The sequence below is a fragment of the Pseudomonas fluorescens genome (genome assembly GCF_902497785.1).
Lineage (GTDB): Bacteria > Pseudomonadota > Gammaproteobacteria > Pseudomonadales > Pseudomonadaceae > Aquipseudomonas > Aquipseudomonas fluorescens_BO.
This window is the reverse complement of record NZ_CABVHK010000023.1, coordinates 1-18,267: the sequence shown is the minus strand read 5'-3', so window position 1 is coordinate 18,267 and position 18,267 is coordinate 1. Positions and strand designations below refer to the sequence as shown.

Sequence of the window (18,267 nt, the reverse complement as noted above, 5' to 3'; positions counted from 1 at the left end):
CGCGAGCAGGCTCGCTCCCACAAGTGCGTGTTTGCTTTAATTGGGTTGCGATCCCCGAGACGGCGACGGCCAGACCACAGACGAGTCGTCCCTGACCCATGCCGGGTCAGCGCAGTATTTCCAGCCGCCCACTGGTTTCAGGTCGGTCCTGACTACGCGGACGACACTTTTGAACCGAAACGATTCAGCGTCTGCCGCGATAATCCCGGGCTAATGGATGAAACGTCGAGGTTCAGCATGACAAGCGCCGCTACAGAGCAGGTCAGCCCGAAAACCCTGAGAAAAGTGATTGTCGCCGCCGGCATCGGCAATTTCGTCGAGTGGTTTGACTTTGCCGTTTACGGCTTCCTGGCCACGACCATCGCCCAGCAATTTTTTCCCAGCGGCGATGCCAGCGTTGCCTTGCTGAAAACCTTCGCGGTGTTCGCCGTGGCGTTTGCGTTTCGGCCGCTCGGTGGGATTTTCTTTGGCATGCTCGGTGACCGGATCGGTCGCAAGCGCACCCTGGCGATGACCATCCTGCTAATGGCGGGTGCAACCACCTTGATCGGGTTGTTGCCGACCTATGCGGCTATCGGCGTGATGGCCCCGGTGCTGCTGAGCCTGATCCGATGTGCCCAGGGTTTTTCTGCCGGCGGCGAATACGCCGGGGCCTGCGCCTATCTGATGGAACACGCGCCCAATGATAAACGGGCCTGGTACGGCAGCTTCATTCCGGTGTCGACCTTCGCAGCCTTCGCATCGGCCGCCGTGGTGGCTTACGCGCTCGAGGCGTCCTTATCCGCCGAAGCCATGGGCAGCTGGGGCTGGCGCCTGCCGTTCCTGATTGCCGCGCCATTGGGCCTGGTGGGGTTGTACTTGCGTTGGAAGCTGGATGAAACCCCGGCGTTCCAGGCCGTGACCGAGCAACATGCCGTCGCTCACTCCCCGTTCAAGGACACCTTGCGCAACCATGGCAAAGCGATGTGCTGCCTGGGTGCGTTCATCTCGTTGACGGCCCTGTCGTTCTATATGTTCACCACCTACTTCGCGACTTACTTGCAAGTCGCGGGCGGCCTGAGCCGCGCAACGGCGTTGCTGGTGTCGCTGATCGCGCTGATCTTCGCCGCGCTGATCTGTCCGCTGGCCGGGTTGTATTCGGACCGGGTCGGGCGTCGGATGACGGTGATGACGGCTTGCGCGCTGTTGATAGTGGCGGTGTATCCCTCGTTCATGATGGCCAGTTCCGGCTCGTTCGCCGCGTCCATCGTCGGCGTCATGCTCCTGGCGATTGGCGCGGTGCTGTGTAACGTGGTAACCGCGGCGTTGCTCTCGGAAACCTTCCCCACCCGCACTCGCTACACCGCGTCGGCGATCACCTACAACATGGCCTACACGCTGTTTGGCGGCACCGCGCCGTTGATGGCGACCTGGCTGATCAGCACCACCGGCAGCAACCTGTCGCCGGCGTTCTATTTGATTGCCATTGCACTGCTCGCGCTGGCCGGAGGTTTGGCATTGCCGGAGACTTCAAGGATTTCTCTGCATGATGTTCCGTCGGGTGAGAACAAGGCAGAGATAACGGCGGTGGCGTGATAGTCGAGAAGCGCTGCTTCACGTCGTGACGGCTGCCGGAGCGCCTAGAGGGATTTGCACGACAAACTTCGTGCCCCGCTCCGCATCCGATGACACTTCGATGGTGCCGTTATGCGCGCTGACGATCTGATCAACGATGAACAAGCCAAGGCCCAGGCTTGCGTAGGGCCCGTTCTCCATCGAGGCTTCTGGTGAGTAACGGCCCATGGGATTGAAGATAAAGGGCAGCACCTCTTTGGGGATGGGCTTGCCCATGTTGTGGACGGAGAACAGCACGGCATGGTCAGTGAGGTCCAGGGCCACCGTGATCGGTGATTGACTGGCGCCATGCTGGACCGCGTTGCCGATCAGATTGGAGAACACTTGCTCGAGCCGCGCACCGTCGAATAAACCTTCGGCGTGCTCGACCGTCGTCACCCGAATGCTCGCCTCGGGGTGGACGGCGCGGCATTCATCGACAATCCGCTCACACGCAGGGGCTATGTCGAGCAACACGCGGTTGACCGGAATCCCGCCACCTATTTGTGAGCGAGTAAAGTCCAGCAAGTCGCCCACGATGTGCGATGCACGCTTGACGCTGGCATAGATCCTCGAGGCGATCTTGGTCGCCCGGGTGCCCAATTCGTCGGTGCGCAGCAACACATCGGCGCCGAGGAGAATGGCGCTCAAGGGCGTACGCAAATCGTGCCCCAGAACGCCCAGGAAAACGTCGCGCGAAGCTTGCACGGCGGCAGCGTAGCTGCTGATCGACTCCGCAAGCGCCTGATCGATCGCTTCGTTGAAGCGAATCATGTCCTCCACTTCAAACTCTTCGCCGACCTTCACTTGCTTCATCCAGTGGCTGATAACGCTGGTGCGCAATGCACGGAATTCGGACGTCACTTGTTCGATGGTAAAGCCAGCCATCAGCCGTGTGATCGCGTGGGTCTTGGCCGCTGTATCTTCCTCGGTCGGACCTAGCCCTTTGGATTTTTCGACCTGCTCTTGCGGCGACTGATGGGTTCGAAGGTCTTCTGCAATCGCCCGCAGCATCAGCTCGGCATGGTCACGCAGCCCCTCGGAATCCAGCGGTTTGCTCTCAGTTCGAATCGTGCGCGCAAAGTTTTCCCACTCTTGAAGAATGGGCTCGATGTGTGTGAGCAAAAAACTGGAAAGGCGCATGGCGATTCATCCTGATTGAAGGGGATCGCCTAAGCGACAAGGCGTCGAATGCACGATAACCGCACCGCACGCGTCCCCTTTTATAACACCTTCTCTCCCAAGCTCCGCTACCCGCCCATCAACGCATTGCACCGAAAGACTGAACGCTGGGCCCGCAATGGTCTCGAAAAGTTAAGCGCCCTGTACTCGGGGCATAAAGTGAAATGGAAACGGACAGTTTCCATGTGATGCCACTTATAAGCGTGGGGCCATGAATGCGACCGCAAACTTCTATTATCTTCGATCTTGACGGCACGTTGACGGACAGCGTCTATCAAAACGTAGCCGCCTGGAAAGAAGCGCTGGACTCGGAAAACATCCCTCTGGCTATGTGGCGAATTCATCGCAAAATCGGGATGAGTGGCGGGCTGATGCTCAAGACGTTGTCGCGCGAGACCGGGCTGGAGATCAGTGCAGAACAGGCCAAGAGGCTGAGCGCGAAGCATGCCTCGGCTTACCAGGCATTACAGGGGCAGATCATTGCGCTGCCCGGCGCCGTTGAGCTCTTGAGTACGCTGACCCGCGAGCACATCAAGTGGTGCATCGCCACCAGCGGCGCGATGGAGACCGCGAAAATCAATCTCAAGGCCCTGGATCTGGACGTGAAGGACATCAATCTGATCACCCGCGACGACGTCAAATACGGCAAACCCGACCCGGACCTGTTCCTGGCGGCCGCGCACAAGATGGATGTCGCCATCGAGGGATGCCTGGTGATTGGCGACGCGGTCTGGGACATGCTGGCCGCGAGACGGTGTAAGGCGACAGGTATTGGATTGTTGTCAGGTGGCTACGATACCGGTGAGCTTGAGCGCGCCGGCGCGCTCAGGGTGTACGAAGATCCCTTGGATTTGCTCCATCATCTGGACGAGGTCGCCTCCCGCCCATAGACACACCGCCCCCCCTGTAGGAGCGAGCTTGCTCGCGATGCACCTGAGAGCGCCGCGTTCATCCAGCATGCACGCGTCATCGTTAACGACCATCGTCGGAACGCCGCCCGGAGCGAGCTCGCTCCTACAGAACACCGTATTGATTCAGCGTGCACGGGTTATCGTTCGGCGATTTTGAAAGGTCAGGCGATCTTGATGACTACCTTGCCGAATGCGCCTCTGGCGAGGTGCTCGTAGGCTTCCCGGGCTTTTTCAAACGGGTAGACCTGATCGATCACCGGGCGAATCTTGTGTTCGTTCAAGAACGCGTTCATCCGGTCGAAGGACGAACGCGGTGCGACCGCGATGCCGCGAATGGTGGTCTGGCGAAAGATCAGCGGCATCAGATTGAGCTGCACGGTTTGACCGGTGAGGAAACCAATCTGGGCGATCCGTCCGGCCGCCTTGGTCGCCGCGACGGATTGGTTAATGCCACTTCCGCCAGCGACGTCGAGCAGCAGGTCAACGCCCTTGCCATCGGTAAGTTTGAGCACTTCCTCTTCCCAGTTCGGCGTGCTGCGATAGTTGATCCCCGCCACGGCGCCCAGTTTTTTCACGATGCGCAGGTTGTCGTCGTTGCTGGAGGTGGCGATGACTTTCGCACCCAGCGCCGTGGCGATCTGCACGGCGAAAATGGAAACGCCGCCGGTGCCCTGGACCAGCACGGTTTGACCCGGCTGGACCTGCCCGAAATCAACCAGTGAGTACCACGCGGTGAGCGCCGCAATCGGCAGCGTGGCGGCTTCCTCGTCGCTCATGTCATCCGGCGCACGCACTGCGCTGTCCTCGTGGATGATCATGTATTCGGCCAGCCCGCCGGGCAGAGGCGAGCCGAAGCAGTAGTCGGGTTCATGCGGGCCGGGCTCGCCGTCAAGCCACCGTGAATACAGGTGCGAGTTGACGCGGTCACCGACCTTGAAGCGGGTGACGCCGTCACCGACGGCAACCACAGTGCCCGCCGCATCGCTGACCGGAATGAGATTTTTCGGAACACTGTCCGGCTCATAAATGCCATCGACGATGGCCTTGTCGCGGAAGTTGAGCGACACGGCGCCAACCTTGACCAGCAGCTCGCCGGCTTTTGGATCCGGGGTCGGCACTTCGCCCATCTGCAGGTTGTCGAGTCCGAAATCTTTGAGTAACCAAGCCTTCATTGCGAATCTCCAAAGCGTTGTCTGTGGTGGCATCGCCATGATTGGCCCTGCCCTGGGCGTATCTTTCGCTGTTAGTGGCGCGCAATAAATGCGTATAAAAGGACATGATTGTTCTATTCGCAGGCAACAATCCCCGACTAGAGTCAAACCGGACGTCAGAATCCGCACAGGAAGAGATCATGGAACTGCTTCAATCAATGCGCCTGTTCGCCCGACTCGCCGAGTTGGGCAGCTTCACCAAAGCCGCGGAATCGCTGGACATCGGCCGACCGCAGGTGACCCGCTACATCCAGGAACTGGAATCGTCATTAGGGGTGCGCCTGTTCCAGCGCACCACACGCAAGGTGACGCTTACCGCGGAAGGCGAACGTTTCTACGAACGGGTGCAAGACATTCTCGGCAGCATTGCTGCGGCGACGTCGATGTTCGACCGATCCGGAGCGACCCTGAGTGGGCGGCTGCGCATCGACATCCCGACCGCTTTCGCCCAAGTGGAATTCATCGACAGCCTGAAAGCATTCACCACGTTATTTCCGGGCATCAATCTGGTGCTCGGCGTCACCGACCGCACGGTCGATCTGGTGGGTGAAGGCATTGATTGCGCATTGCGCATCGGCGAATTGCCGGACTCGACCCTGATCGCGCGCCCGGTCGGCATGGCAACCATGGTCACCTGCGCCGCCCCCGCTTACCTGCACCAGCACAGCGAACCCAAACGGCTGGAAGATCTGGCAGCGCACCGAGGGGTGAACTTCCTGTCCGGGCAAAGTAACAGGACCTTGCCATGGCACTTTCTGGTTGAGGGCAAAGACAGGGTTCATGTCAGCCATGCGGGCATCACCGTGACTGAATCAAACGCGTATGTGCAATGTGGTGTGGCCGGCTTCGGCATCATTCAGGCGCCGGGAATCGCGGTCGGTCAGTACCTGAACAGCGGCGCTCTGGTGGAGATTCTCAAACCCTATCGCCCTGCCCCTCGCCCGGTATCGGTGCTGTACCCGAGCCGGACGCACATCGCCCCGCAAGTGCAGGTGTTTATCGAGTGGTTGCAACAGCGTTTTCCACAGCTGCATGCTGCGTGGCTCGAACACTAGGCGACACGCCCTCTCAGGCACTGCGCGAATCCATTGCCTGCGCCTGCCACAACGCCTTGAACGGCCCGTCGCGCTTGAGCAGGTCTTCGGGAATACCGTCTTCGACGATTTGCCCTTCGTGCAGAACGATGACCCGGTCAAAACTCGCCACGGTCGACAGACGGTGCGCAATCGCGAGCACCGTCCGACCGCGCATCAAGGCGGTGAGCGCGGTGCGGATGACCGACTCGGTTTGCGAGTCCAGCGCGGACGTCGCTTCGTCCAGCACCAGGATCGGTGCGTCTTTCAGAAACGCCCGGGCCAGCCCCAGCCGTTGACGCTGCCCGCCTGAAAGCATCGCGCCGCGTTCGCCAATCAGCGTTGCATAACCATGGGGCAAGGCGCGGATAAACACTTCGCAATAGGCTTGTTTGGCGGCGTCCATGACTTGCTGGTCGGTGGCCTTCGGCTGGCCGTAGGCAATGTTTTCGAAAATGCTGCGGTTGAACAGCGCCGCTTCCTGCGGCACCACGGCAATCTGCCGACGCAGGCTGTCCTGGCTGACCGTGCGGATGTCGCGGTCGTCGATCAGGATGATGCCGCTGCGCACGTCGTCCAGGCGCTGCAGCAGATTGATCAGCGTTGATTTGCCCGCGCCGGAAGTGCCGACCACCCCCACCGTTTGCCCTGCCGGGATGTCGAGAAACAGGTGCTTGAACACCTCGCGCCCATCCGGATAGCTGTAACTGACGTCGATGAATTTGATCCCGCCGCGCGGGGCCGGCATTTCTTCCGGGGCATCGGACAGGGCATGGGGCTGAACGATGATGCGCAGGGTTTCGGCGATGTCCCCCAGCTGTTGCGAAGTGTCGACCAGTGCCAGTGCCAGATCCCGTGAGCCATGCAGGATACGAAAGGTCAGCGCGCTGATCATCACCACATCGCCTGCGGTGATGCCGGCGTCGCGCCAGAGACTGATCGCCCAGATCAGCATGCCGCCAGCCATGAACGACAGAAAAATATCGTGCAGCACTCGTGCCTTTTCCAGGTAAATCCAGCTGCGGCGCTGGGCCTTGGCTTCGACGCCAATCGCGCGTTCCAGTCGTTGGCGCTCGCGGTGGCGGGCGGAGAATGCCTTGATCGTCCAGACATTCGACACCAGGTCGACAATCTCGCCACCAACCCGCGCCGATTGCGATGCAAAGTCGATGTGGCGTTTTCTTCCGCGAATGCCGAAGTAGGTAATCAGCAGGCCGACGACAAACACACAGCCGATCAGTGCGCCGGCCATACCGACGCTCACCGTGCACAGCACGATCACCGCACCGAGGAAATCGACGCAGGGCGGAATGATCTTCCACGCCAGCCCGCCGTAGATCGAGCCCGCTGCCGCTCCCGCCGACGAGATCCGGTTGGCCAACGCCCCCGCGAAATGCTGGGAAAAATAGCGCATGGGATGGCCCGTCAGATGGCTGAACAGGTCGATGCGCAGGTCCGCGCAGCTGGCGACCACCGTGCGACAACCCAGCCACCCGCCCAGTCGCCAGAAGATGTTTTCCAGCACGATCAAGCCGATGAACAGGCTGAACGGCGACCAGATATGCGCGCTAGCCCGATCGCCCAGCGTCATCACATCCACCAGCAATTTCATGCCGTATTGCACGGCCACCGCGCAACTCGCCGCGCCAACTACAAGAAACAGCATCCCGCCGAAATGCCAGGGCCGCCGGCACACATATCGCCAGAGAAACGCCACCGGTTGATCCGGCAACGGCTGCTCATGGTTATGTTCTTCACGTTCCATGGGAATTCGTACCGGCACCGGCCCGACTGAACCGTTGCGTCAGCTGTTGCATGGCCAGGCCCAGCGGATGACACGGCGCGCGCAGGCCTTCGCCATCGGCGTAGCCGAACAGGCCGGCCGGGCAATAGCGGTCGTTGTCCCAGCCGGGGTAGTCGAGGATGGGGTACCAGCAGATGCCTTCGATCGGTACGCCGCGACGTATGGCCAACTCGACCTGATCGCTGATGTAGGCCAGCCAGGGAACGCGCTCATCACCTTCGGCACCGGTTTCCGACAGGATCATCGGTCGCCCGTAGCGTTGATGAACTTCACTGAGCATGCCCGCCAGCGGTCGATATTCTCGAGCATCGCGAAGGATTTTCGGGCCGTTGAGAATCCATTGATTATGCGGGTAGTAATTAACCCCGACGATGTCCAGATAAGACTCTTGTCCACCGAGGCCGGGCCACTGTCGGCCGGTCAGTAAATCCCAGGCGTCGAACTGCGACTGACGATAATCTTCGGCGGCATTGACCTGATCGACCCGGTGCGAACCGGCGATGACATTGATCAACGGTTCGCACTGGATAAACCTTGCGGCCGGTGCCTGCTCACGGATGGCTTCGATGGCCGCGATGCTTGCGCGCACCAATTGATGCTTGAGTTCCACGCCGCGCCCCTGGGCGGATGGGTTGAAGTAGCCGACCGCCCCGCCCGCCCAACTCCAGAACGAAATTTCGTTGAGCGGCGAATAAAACGGCACGTCGATCCCCTCCTCCCGCACCAGCCGCGCCACCGCCGCGCAGAAACGCGCAAAGCGTTCGACGAAGGCCGGCCGCCAGATATCCAGATCGTCGGGATAACCGTAATGACACAAATCCCAGATCACTTGCAGATGGCCGTCCCGCGCGGCCCGCAGCATCGGCAGGAAACTGCTCCAGTCGTAATGACCGGGACGCGTCTCGATCAAATGCCAGCGCAAGCCATCGCGGACCGTGCGAATGCCGGCGGCCGACAACTGGCGGTAATCGCTTTGCACCCAACGAGCGTGGCCCGTGGTGGCAGACAAATCCAGACGTCGCCCGTCATTGCGCCGGTGGGACGAGCATTCGTAGCCCGCCAGGAGAAAACTGTCGAACAGGCCCACCGGGTTCATGACACCGCAGCCGCGCCCGGATCGCCGGTGGTCACGATTCCACTCCACAGCCCCGGACGCTGGCATCCGCCGTCGCCTCGGCTATCCGCTGATAAAGGGCCAACGCCTGGCCCACCACCTGATCCATGTTGTAGTACTTGTAGGTCCCCAGCCGACCGAGAAAGGTGACGTTCGGCGTGCTGTCGCCCAGCGCCTTGTAACGCTTGTACAGCTCGGCGTTTTCCGCACGTGGCACCGGGTAATACGGGTCGCCGTCCGCGCAGGGAAATTCATAGCTGATGCTGGTCAGCGGGTGCGTCTGGCCGGTCAGGTGTTTGTATTCGGTGATGCGCGTGTAGGGCACCGCTTCATCCGGGTAGTTGACCACCGCCACCGGTTGAAAATGCGGTTGGGCGTGTGTCTCGTGCTGAAACCGCAACGAGCGGTACGGCAACTTGCCGAAGCAGTGATCGTAATATTCATCGATCGGACCGCTGTACACCAAGTGACCGTAGGGCACCTGATCCGCCACGGCGGTGAAGTCCGTGCCGAGCAGGATGTCGATGTTCGGGTGATCGAGCATGCGTTCGAACATCCGCGTATAGCCCTCGAGCGGCATCATCTGAAAAGTGTCGCCGAAATAGCGATCGTCGCTGTTGGTGCGTGTCGGCACGCGGGACGTCACGGACTTGTCGAGTTCCGACGGGTCCAGGCCCCACTGCTTGCGCGTGTAGCCGCGGAAAAACAGCTCATACAGTTCACGGCCCACCTGGTTTACGACCACGTCTTCGGACGTACGAATGGCCTCGACCGGCTGCGCCCGGCTGGCAAGAAAGTCGGCGGCCTGGGCCTCGGTCATCTGCAAGCCGTACAAGGTATTCAGCGTGGTCAGGTTGATCGGAATCGGCACGCGATGTTCGGCAACTTGGGCCAGCACGCGATGCTCGTAGGGGCGCCATCGGGTGAACCGCGACAGGTACTGCACGATGCGCTCGGCGTTGGTGTGAAAGATGTGCGGGCCATAGCGATGAACCATCACACCCGCGTCATCGACATGATCGTAGGCGTTGCCGCCGATATGCTCGCGGCGATCGATCAACAAAACCCGCTTGCCCAGCCCGGCGGCCAAGCGTTCCGCCAACACGCTGCCGGCAAAACCCGCACCCACGATCAAGTAATCGTAAACCGCCGAGCCGTCTGCGGATGAACCGTCGAGGGCCGTCTCCAGCGTTATCTGAGGCATTCGATCTGCTCCTTCATCACCGCGCACGTTTTGTCCCAGGACATGCCGTCGAGCACAGCGTCGATGCGCTGAGTGAACGCCTGTGCATCCGGTTCGTCAGTGAGAATGCTGTCGATGGCGTCGATGAACTCATCGACCGATGCGGCAATTTTCACCACGCCACTGTCGCCATAGGTGCGCACCACATCGGCGATGGGTGAGGACACGACGGGGCAACCGCCCGCCAGGTATTCAGGCGTTTTGGTGGGGCTGATGAAACGCGTCGACTCGTTCAGCGCGAACGGCATCAGGGCGACATCCCAGCCCGCCAGATAGGCCGGCAGCTGTGAATAATCCTTACTGCCCAGGTAATGAATATTGGAATTTCGCGGCAGCATCGCCGGATCGATTTTCACCACCGGACCGATCAATACGATCTGCCATTGCGGCCGTCGGCGTGCGAGTTCGCTCACCAGGGCAATATCGAATCTTTCATCAATGACGCCGAAGAATCCGAGACGTGGACCGCCGATGCCGGCCTGATCTGCGGGTTCGGGCAAAGCCTGCCTTGCGGCACCGAAATGTTCGAGGTCAACACTGCTGGGCACCGGATGCGCATTGTTGTGGTACTTGCGCTTGGCCTCCCAGAGGCTGAAGCCGCCGGTGAAAACCACGTCCGCGCGACGCATCAGCGTGCGTTCTTTCTCGACCAACTCCTTGGGTGCACCTTTGAAGGCCGACAGTTCGTCCATGCAGTCGAAGACCGTGACCTGCCCTTCGAGGTGCGCGGTGAAATCCAGACTCATGGGCGTGAAGTACCACAGCAACAACGGCACCGGCGCGTGCATCGCCAGGTATTCGTCCAGCAAGTGACGCTGGGCGGCGTTGGTCTGCTGAGGGTCGAGACCCGCCGGCAGACGCGGCACCAGTACCGTTACGCCGTCCGCCGGTTGCGTCTGCTCCAGCCAGGGTTGGTCGACGGCGTCATGCACAGGCTCTTCGAAAAACAGCACGTCGTAATCCTTGGCCAGGCGCGACATCACATGCTGCGGTCGTTGATACACAAAGCCCCAGCGCAGGTGCGACAGGCACAGCAGTACAGGACGCAACGATTGGGCGAGGTGCGCTTCAGCGTTGAGCGAAGTGGCGGTCAGTTGTGAGTCAGGTTGCTCTATGAGGTTCATACAAATTCCTTTCGGTCATCACCAAAATAAAATCTGAAGCACAGTAGCGACCTGGCTTCGACGCCAATTCCTGCAGTCGAAGAGCGACCCTGGTGACCGATGTCACCTTATGCGCGCTTCTAAGGATTTGGAGAGGCGGAAAATCTGCGGCGTTCAAAAACGTTGGCTTGAAAGCCGATGAAGGGTCGCGTGGGGGGGATGGTGCACTTAACCGAATTTGCGGGAACCCTGTGGGAGCGAGCCTGCTCGCGAAGGCATTGGCTCAGCCAACATCAATGCTGAATGTGAGTCCGCATCGCGAGCAGGCTCGCTCCCACAGAGACCTCTTGAGCCGAGTGAGATACCTGTGGCGAGGGAGCTCGCTCCCGCTGGACTGCGCAGCAGTTCCTTTTTTGAGGCCGCTTCGCGGCCCATCGGGAGCAAGCTCCCTAGCCACAGAGTCAGCGTTGCGCTTATGTGAACAGCATTGCGCTCCCACACGGTATGTTTACTGCTTGACCGCCGCCTCAATCGCCGCGACGTCGATTTTTGTCATCTCCATCATCGCTGCAAACGCGCGCTTGGCCGCCTCGCGATCAGGACTGGTGAAGGCCGCCGTGAGCACGCGCGGAGTGATTTGCCATGACAGCCCCCACTTGTCCCTGCACCAGCCGCAGGCGCTTTCCTCACCGCCGTTGCCGACAATCGCGTTCCACAAGCGGTCCGTTTCGGCCTGATCATCGGTCGCCACCTGGAACGAGAACGCGTGGTTGTGTTGCACCCCCGACCCGCCGTTCAGACCCAGGCAAGGGATGCCCATCACGGTGAACTCGACCGTCAGAATGTCGCCCTGTTTTCCCGACGGGTAATCGCCCGGCGCGCGATGGACCGCGTTGACCGTGCTGTCCGGGAAGGTTTCGGCGTAGAACGTCGCGGCGTCCAGCGCGGTGCCGTCGTACCACAGGCAAATCGTGTTTTTGCTGACCATTTTGGATCTCCAAAAGAGCGGCTGACCTTTCATTCTAGCTGCGCAGCCAGCCGTGGCGAATGCAGCCTTCATGTTGATTCGCCCTGCGCTGTTGCCGCTGACACTTAGGTATGAATGCCAGGTTCACAATTACCGCGTATCTTGTCCGCCAAAGAGCGTCTCAACGCGGCCACTTGCGAACCTCCCTCGTCAAGGAAGAACCATGATCATTGCATCAACTTCAACGAATGCGGCGATGTCTGCCTACACGTCTGCCGTCGAGACCAAGACTGCGACCGCTGTGCAAAAAACCGTGGCTGAGGATGATCAGGCCAAAACACAAAACGATGATTCGGTGAGTCTGTCCAGTACGTCGACCGCTTACAGCAACTCGATCAGCGGTAATGCACCGTTCTTTCCGGTTCGTACGGGAATGAATGCCGACGCACTTGTTCTGGGGGCCTCCAAGCCTGGCGCGATCTCCAGTTCCAAGGACAAGACCTTTGCCGAAGTAGCCACCGATGCGCGCAAGCGCATGGATGAAAAGTACGCGCTGATGACCGCCAGCGGCAAACCGTACACCGGTAGCGATGAGGACCGTAATGCGTTGATGGGCGATCTGGATCGACGTTCGCTGAACGCCGTCGCCACCAACCAGGGCGGACAATTCACCGCGCAGGAACAAGCCTCGGCACAAGCCTTGATGCGCCAGCAATCCCGACTCGCCACCGGCTATTACAGCGGCCCGGCGGACCAGGAAAAAAACTGGAAAGACCCCTTTGCCGGCGACCCTTACGGTCGAGCCCGCGCAGCGCTGGATTTCATGGACAACATGAGCCCTGAAGAAAAAGCCACACCTGAGTGGCTGTCCCAGCACTTGTCACTGGAGGCGGCATTGAATCAAAGCGCAGGCGTGGACCCCGCCGAGAAAAAGTCCGGGCACTTTCACAATCTCGCGGAAATTCTCGAGGGTATCGTGACGGACGGCTCTGACAGCGCACAATCCGGCGCCAAGAATGTTGATCCGAGCGTGGCGATTCTGAAAAAGCTTCAATCGCAAAGGGGCTGATTTGTCGAACGTCGGCCCCTACTCCTCAGAGCGGCCTGTGCCCTCACGGTCGCGCTCATAGCGCCTTGTGAGCGCAAACGGCGGCAGCCACGACTCGCGACGCACGATCCAGCTTTCGTAGGTGGGCGTCAGTTGGTCAGGCTCATCCAGCGACCCGAGATTTACTTCGATCTCATCGGCGCTGCGGGCGAAAACTGACGAGCCGCAGCGCGGACAAAAATGCCGACCGGCGTAATCGCGGGTTTCGCCGCTGATTATTACGGCCTCCTCGGGAAATATCGCGGACGCATGAAACAGCGCGCCATGATGTTTGCGGCAATCGAGACAGTGACACAGGCCCACCCGGTAAGGACTTCCCGACGCCTCGATTCGCACGTTGCCGCATTGGCAACCGCCGGTAAATCGGTCCATGGTGCGCCCTCCTCTCAAATCCCGTGGCCGGGGCTTATAACCATAGCAGCCTCCATTGGTCGCACAGAACTTGCTCTATAGACGCTCTTTGCCTAGATTTGAATCTATGGAATCAAAGGGAGTGATAGAAATGGCCGTTGCCCTGCAGCAACAAGCCTTCAGCAAGAGCCAATGCGTCACCGGCCTGCGTGCCGCTGTCGGCATCCTCGAAAAATGGCAAGCGTCCAGCGATCAGGCCTGCCGCATCCTGCGCATTTCTCGCAGCACCTACACCCGCGCCCGCCAACGCGATCCCGACTGGGCCGTGGCGCTGGACGCGGACCAGATGCAGCGCATCAGTTTTGTCCTGAACATTCACGCCGCGTTGCGCCTGGTGTTCGATAACCCGGAAAACGTCTACGGCTTCGCGTCGATGGCCAATGAAAACGAGTTCTTCAATGGCCGCTCCCCGCTCGAGATCATGGCTCAGGGCGATATGATTTCCCTGTACGAAACCTTCCGCCGCATCGACGTGCTGCGAGGCGCGCAATGGTGAAGCCGGACGACCTGGCACCGTGTGCAGGCGAGTCGTTGCAGGCCTATCGACTGGTCAATTCAAAATTTCCACCGGTGGCGTTGTTTGACGACGTCGCCGACGCTGACGAGTTCGAGGTGCTGTACCAGATCCAGGAACTGACCAACCCCAGGCTGAACAATGAAGTCGGTCGCCTTGAACTGATACCCCGCAATCAAATTCCGTTCGGCATCCCCGGCTGTTCCTACGCGACCGCGCCGTTCACCCACGTCAACCCGGCCGGCTCGCGGTTCAGCGATGGCAGTTTCGGGGTGTTGTACCTCGCAGACACGATGGAAACCGCGCTGGCTGAAGTACGTCATCACCAGAGCCTGTATTGGTCAAACGTCCCGAGCCTCAACTATGAACGCTTTGTTTTTCGCGGATTGGCCTGCACGTTTGTGGATGGCGGGATGAAAGATGCGACATCGATTGCAATGACTGATCCGGTGTACGACCCGGACGATTACACGGAGGCTCGTCGCTTGGGGAAGTCGGTCAAAAACACCGGTTGCCCAGGGCTGCGTTACAACTCGGTGCGGATGTCGGGCAGTCATTGCTGGGCGCTGATGACGCCAAAACCGGTTGTATCGGTGATTCAGGCGGCGCATTACGAGATGGTGTGGAATGGACAGGTGACCAGTGTGAGCCAGATTCGGGAGGCTTGATGGGGGTTGAGGTTTGAATACAAACGGGCTTGGGACGGTATCCATACATTGCCGGCGTCGATAGTCACCATCAACTCAATGAAGTTCTCTTAAAAACTCCGGGGCGTAACATCGCATCCATACCAACCAATAACACCCCGGAGCACACGATCATGAAACGCCAAACTCTTCTCAGCATCGCTTTCTCGGTTTTTGCAGTTAACGCTTTTGCCGCTTCCTCTGTTCATCCGGTTGTCGCTGAAGGTGGCTCGGATCGCTTGATCGAACAACGTGTAGCCGAAGGTGGCTCTGATCGTCTGATCGAGAATCGCGTTGCCGAAGGTGGTTCTGATCGCCTGATCGAGAATCGCGTTGCCGAAGGTGGGTCTGATCGTCTGATCGAGAATCGCGTTGCTGAAGGTGGTTCTGATCGTCTGATCGAGAGCCGCGTGGCCGAAGGTGGTTCGGATCGTCTGATCGAGAACCGTGTTGCCGAAGGTGGTTCGGATCGTCTGATCGAGAAGCGTGTTGCCGAAGGCGGCTCGGATCGTCTGATCGAAAGCCGTAACGCGTAAATGCATGGTTTTACCGCACGACTCAACGAAAAGCCCGGTCTGAAAAACCGGGCTTTTTCGTGCGCGGGTGTTGAAGAATGCCTCCGGTTTCTACCCGGTCCCACCCTCCCCCACGTGGGAGAGGGCAGACGCCAACGTCAGGTGTGATTGATTTCCCGATCCTTGGTTTCCGGCAGGAAGAACGTACCCAGAATCGCCGTCATCACCGCAATGACGATCGGGTACCACAGCCCGTAATAAATATCCCCGGTGGCCGCGACCATCGCGAACGCAACGGTCGGCAGGAAGCCACCGAACCAGCCGTTGCCGATGTGATACGGCAGCGACATCGAGGTGTAGCGAATGCGCGCCGGGAACAGTTCTACCAGCCAGGCCGCGATCGGTCCGTAGACCATGGTCACGTAGATCACCAGGATGGTCAGCAATAACAGCACCATCGGGTAATTGGTCTTGGCCGGGTCGGCTTTCTCGGGGTAACCGGCGTCCTTGAGTGCGGTGCCGAGAGTGGCGGTGAAGGCGTCGTTGCGAGTCTTGAAGTCCGCAGCCGGCATGCCGGTGCCCTCAAAACTGGTGATCACTTTGTCGCCGATTCGCACCTGCGCGACTGTGCCCGGCTCGGCTTTCTCGTTTTTATAGGGAATGGCCTTCTTCGCCAGCACGGTCTTGGCCAGGTCACAGGAGCTGATGAATTTGGCTTTGCCCACCGGGTCGAACTGGAACGAGCACTGGTCGGGGTCGGCGACCACCGTGACCGGATTGTTCGCCTGGGCCGTGAACACGTCGGGGTTACCGTACTGAGTCAACGCGTGGAAGATCGGGAAGTACGTCAGGGCCGCGAGAATGCACCCGGCCATGATGATGCCCTTGCGGCCGATGCGGTCGGACAGGCTGCCGAATATCACAAAGAACGGCGTACCGATCAGCAGCGAGCCGGCGATCAACAGGTTGGCGGTCTGCGGGTCAATCTTGAGCATCTGCAGCAGAAAAAACAGCGCATAAAACTGCCCGGTGTACCAGACAACCGCCTGGCCGGCGGTGCCACCCAGCAATGCCATGATCACGATTTTCAGGTTGTCCCAGCGGGCGAAAGATTCGGTCAGCGGCGCTTTGGAAGCCTTGCCTTCAGCCTTCATCTTCAAGAATACCGGCGACTCGCTGAGTTGCAGGCGGATGTACACCGAGACAATCAGCAGCAGGATCGACAGCAGGAAAGGAATCCGCCAGCCCCAGGCCTCGAAGGCTTCGGTGCCCAGGAGGGTGCGGCACGCGAGAATCACCAGCAACGACAGGAACAGGCCGAGGGTCGCGGTGGTTTGAATCCACGAGGTAAAAAAGCCGCGTCTGCCTTTCGGCGCATGCTCCGCCACGTAGGTCGCCGCCCCGCCGTACTCACCGCCCAGGGCCAGGCCCTGGAGCAGGCGCAGGATGATCAGAATGACCGGTGCCGCCACCCCAATGGTCGCGTAGCCGGGTAGAAAGCCGACGATGGCGGTGGAAATACCCATGATCACAATGGTGATGAGGAAGGTGTGCTTGCGCCCGATCATGTCGCCCAGCCGACCGAACACAATCGCGCCGAATGGCCGTACGGCAAACCCCGCAGCGAATGCGAGCAGCGCGAAGATGAACGCCGTGGTCTCGTTGACGCCGGCAAAGAAGTGCTTGGCGATGATCGCGGCGAGGGAACCGTAGAGGTAGAAGTCGTACCATTCGAACACGGTGCCCAGGGATGAGGCGAAGATGACCTTGCGCTCCTCCCTGGTGATCCCGTGGTTGGGCGGGTTGCCCGTGGTGGTGTTGTCGATTGCGGCCATGAGTCTTCTCCGTCTTGCTCTTGTAGTAGGCCGGAGCACCTCATTAACACTATTGCACCCAGGCCTTGGGCTGAAGTCATAGGACTACGGAATGCACAAAGCCTGGCAACAGGCTGACCGCCTCGCATCTCTGCAAGGTTTCATGAAGCATAATCAGGTTCGCGCAGATATCCACTCGGCGTGATGCTGTTGTTTTGGGGGTGGGTTGGATGAGGTTGAGTACATATCCGTTGTTGGGGTAACGGCGGGTATTGGTTTCGCCCTTACGGCGACTCACTTTGAAAAGCCCAAAGTAAGCAAAGGCTCTTGCCCCACCACTCGGCACCTCGCCTGGGCTCGGTGTGCCCTCACTCCGGCATTGCTCCGCGGGTCGCCGCGAAGGGCCATCCCTGGCCCAGCGCGGCTAAACCGGCATCCTTGCCGGTTTCCCCGCTGCGCAATGCCTGCGTTCGGCCAGCGTGGTTTAACGGGGCGCCTTAAATCAAAATCAAAACCGCGGCGGCCTTCGGGCCGACCGGGGCATCAAGCGGGCGCGCTTCGCTTGTTTGATCGTGCACATTTTCTGGACTTGGAATGATTCCCTGTGGGAGCGAGCCTGCTCGCGAATCGGTGGGTCAGCCAACATCAATGTGGATGTGAGTCCGCATTCGCGAGCAGGCTCGCTCCCACAATGGAAAATTAGTTGGGCGTGGCATTGTTATTCACCGCGATCACTTGGCCGAGCTAACAGCCAGGTCGGCCCGCAGGCCGCCGCGGTTTTGATTTTGATCCTGAGCGCCCCATAAAACCACGCTGGCCGAACGCAGGTAGTGCGTAGCGGGGAAACCGGCAAGGATGCCGGTTTAGCCGCGCTGGGCCAGGGATGGCCCTTCGCGGCGACCCGCGGAGCAATGCCGGAGTGAGGGCACACCGAGCCCAAGCGAGGTGCCGAGTGGTGGGGCAAGAGCGTTTGGGTTACTTTTGCGCTTTTCAAAAGTGACTCGCCGTAAGGGCGAAA

Annotated in this window: 16 protein-coding genes; 7 read left to right on the top strand and 9 right to left on the bottom strand. The window is 59.9% G+C overall.

Features of this window, described 5'->3' with window-relative positions; all coding sequences use genetic code 11:
* Positions 1-237 precede the first annotated feature (237 nt).
* Positions 238-1,575 (top strand): MFS transporter, encoded by a 1,338-nt coding sequence (locus F8N62_RS27530; protein ID WP_150713629.1) that lies wholly within the window; start codon positions 238-240, stop codon positions 1,573-1,575.
* An 18-nt stretch (positions 1,576-1,593) separates the two neighbouring features.
* Here the strand turns inward: F8N62_RS27530 and F8N62_RS27525 are convergent, their stop codons facing one another.
* Entirely contained in the window at positions 1,594-2,736 is a 1,143-nt protein-coding gene (locus F8N62_RS27525) for a sensor histidine kinase (RefSeq protein ID WP_150713628.1), read from the bottom strand.
* A 254-nt stretch (positions 2,737-2,990) separates the two neighbouring features.
* On the opposite strand from F8N62_RS27525, the gene F8N62_RS27520 reads away from it, so the two are divergent.
* Complete coding sequence (locus F8N62_RS27520) at positions 2,991-3,665, top strand: HAD family hydrolase (protein WP_150713627.1); 675 nt, start codon at positions 2,991-2,993, stop codon at positions 3,663-3,665.
* Positions 3,666-3,847: 182 nt separating this feature from the next.
* Here the strand turns inward: F8N62_RS27520 and F8N62_RS27515 are convergent, their stop codons facing one another.
* Positions 3,848-4,858: a zinc-dependent alcohol dehydrogenase family protein gene (locus F8N62_RS27515; RefSeq protein WP_150713626.1), complete on the bottom strand. Its 1,011-nt coding sequence runs from the start codon at positions 4,856-4,858 to the stop codon at positions 3,848-3,850.
* Positions 4,859-5,037: 179 nt separating this feature from the next.
* Between F8N62_RS27515 and F8N62_RS27510 the strand changes: the two genes are divergently transcribed.
* Positions 5,038-5,952 carry a LysR family transcriptional regulator gene (locus F8N62_RS27510; protein ID WP_150713625.1) on the top strand — a complete coding sequence of 305 codons (915 nt, stop codon included), beginning with the start codon at positions 5,038-5,040 and terminating at the stop codon, positions 5,950-5,952.
* A 13-nt stretch (positions 5,953-5,965) separates the two neighbouring features.
* Here the strand turns inward: F8N62_RS27510 and F8N62_RS27505 are convergent, their stop codons facing one another.
* The 5 genes from F8N62_RS27505 to F8N62_RS27485 all read right to left on the bottom strand — a co-directional run bounded on the left by F8N62_RS27505 (position 5,966) and on the right by F8N62_RS27485 (position 12,222).
* Positions 5,966-7,735 carry an ABC transporter ATP-binding protein gene (locus tag F8N62_RS27505; RefSeq protein ID WP_150713624.1) on the bottom strand — a complete coding sequence of 590 codons (1,770 nt, stop codon included), beginning with the start codon at positions 7,733-7,735 and terminating at the stop codon, positions 5,966-5,968.
* The gene (locus F8N62_RS27500) at positions 7,725-8,870 is read right to left on the bottom strand and encodes a beta-glucosidase (protein WP_150713623.1); all 1,146 of its coding nucleotides are present in this window, start codon (positions 8,868-8,870) and stop codon (positions 7,725-7,727) included. Before F8N62_RS27500 ends, F8N62_RS27505 begins: the two co-directional genes overlap by 11 nt.
* A 31-nt stretch (positions 8,871-8,901) precedes the next feature.
* Entirely contained in the window at positions 8,902-10,092 is a 1,191-nt protein-coding gene (gene glf / locus F8N62_RS27495; protein ID WP_150713622.1) for a UDP-galactopyranose mutase, read from the bottom strand.
* Positions 10,080-11,255 carry a glycosyltransferase family 1 protein gene (locus tag F8N62_RS27490; RefSeq protein WP_150713621.1) on the bottom strand — a complete coding sequence of 392 codons (1,176 nt, stop codon included), beginning with the start codon at positions 11,253-11,255 and terminating at the stop codon, positions 10,080-10,082. Before F8N62_RS27490 ends, glf begins: the two co-directional genes overlap by 13 nt.
* Positions 11,256-11,742: 487 nt before the next feature.
* On the bottom strand, positions 11,743-12,222 hold the full coding sequence (locus tag F8N62_RS27485; protein WP_150713620.1) for a VOC family protein: 480 nt from the start codon (positions 12,220-12,222) through the stop codon (positions 11,743-11,745).
* 202 nt (positions 12,223-12,424) lie between these two features.
* Here F8N62_RS27485 and F8N62_RS27480 point away from each other — a divergent pair, with 202 nt between their 5' ends.
* Complete coding sequence (locus F8N62_RS27480; protein ID WP_150713619.1) at positions 12,425-13,270, top strand: hypothetical protein; 846 nt, start codon at positions 12,425-12,427, stop codon at positions 13,268-13,270.
* An 18-nt stretch (positions 13,271-13,288) separates the two neighbouring features.
* On the opposite strand, the gene F8N62_RS27475 is transcribed toward F8N62_RS27480, so the two are convergent.
* The gene (locus tag F8N62_RS27475) at positions 13,289-13,681 is read right to left on the bottom strand and encodes a GFA family protein (RefSeq protein WP_150713618.1); all 393 of its coding nucleotides are present in this window, start codon (positions 13,679-13,681) and stop codon (positions 13,289-13,291) included.
* A gap of 130 nt (positions 13,682-13,811) precedes the next feature.
* Between F8N62_RS27475 and F8N62_RS27470 the strand changes: the two genes are divergently transcribed.
* The 3 genes from F8N62_RS27470 to F8N62_RS27460 all read left to right on the top strand — a co-directional run bounded on the left by F8N62_RS27470 (position 13,812) and on the right by F8N62_RS27460 (position 15,456).
* On the top strand, positions 13,812-14,216 hold the full coding sequence (locus F8N62_RS27470; RefSeq protein ID WP_150713617.1) for an antitoxin Xre-like helix-turn-helix domain-containing protein: 405 nt from the start codon (positions 13,812-13,814) through the stop codon (positions 14,214-14,216).
* A complete protein-coding gene (locus F8N62_RS27465) occupies positions 14,210-14,902 on the top strand; it encodes an RES family NAD+ phosphorylase (RefSeq protein ID WP_150713616.1) in 693 nt (230 codons plus the stop codon). The genes F8N62_RS27470 and F8N62_RS27465 overlap by 7 nt, the downstream gene beginning before the upstream one ends.
* 152 nt (positions 14,903-15,054) lie before the next feature.
* On the top strand, positions 15,055-15,456 hold the full coding sequence (locus F8N62_RS27460) for a hypothetical protein (protein WP_150713615.1): 402 nt from the start codon (positions 15,055-15,057) through the stop codon (positions 15,454-15,456).
* 137 nt (positions 15,457-15,593) lie between these two features.
* On the opposite strand, the gene F8N62_RS27455 is transcribed toward F8N62_RS27460, so the two are convergent.
* On the bottom strand, positions 15,594-17,270 hold the full coding sequence (locus tag F8N62_RS27455; protein ID WP_150713614.1) for an MFS transporter: 1,677 nt from the start codon (positions 17,268-17,270) through the stop codon (positions 15,594-15,596).
* Between the last annotated feature and the right edge of the window lie 997 nt (positions 17,271-18,267).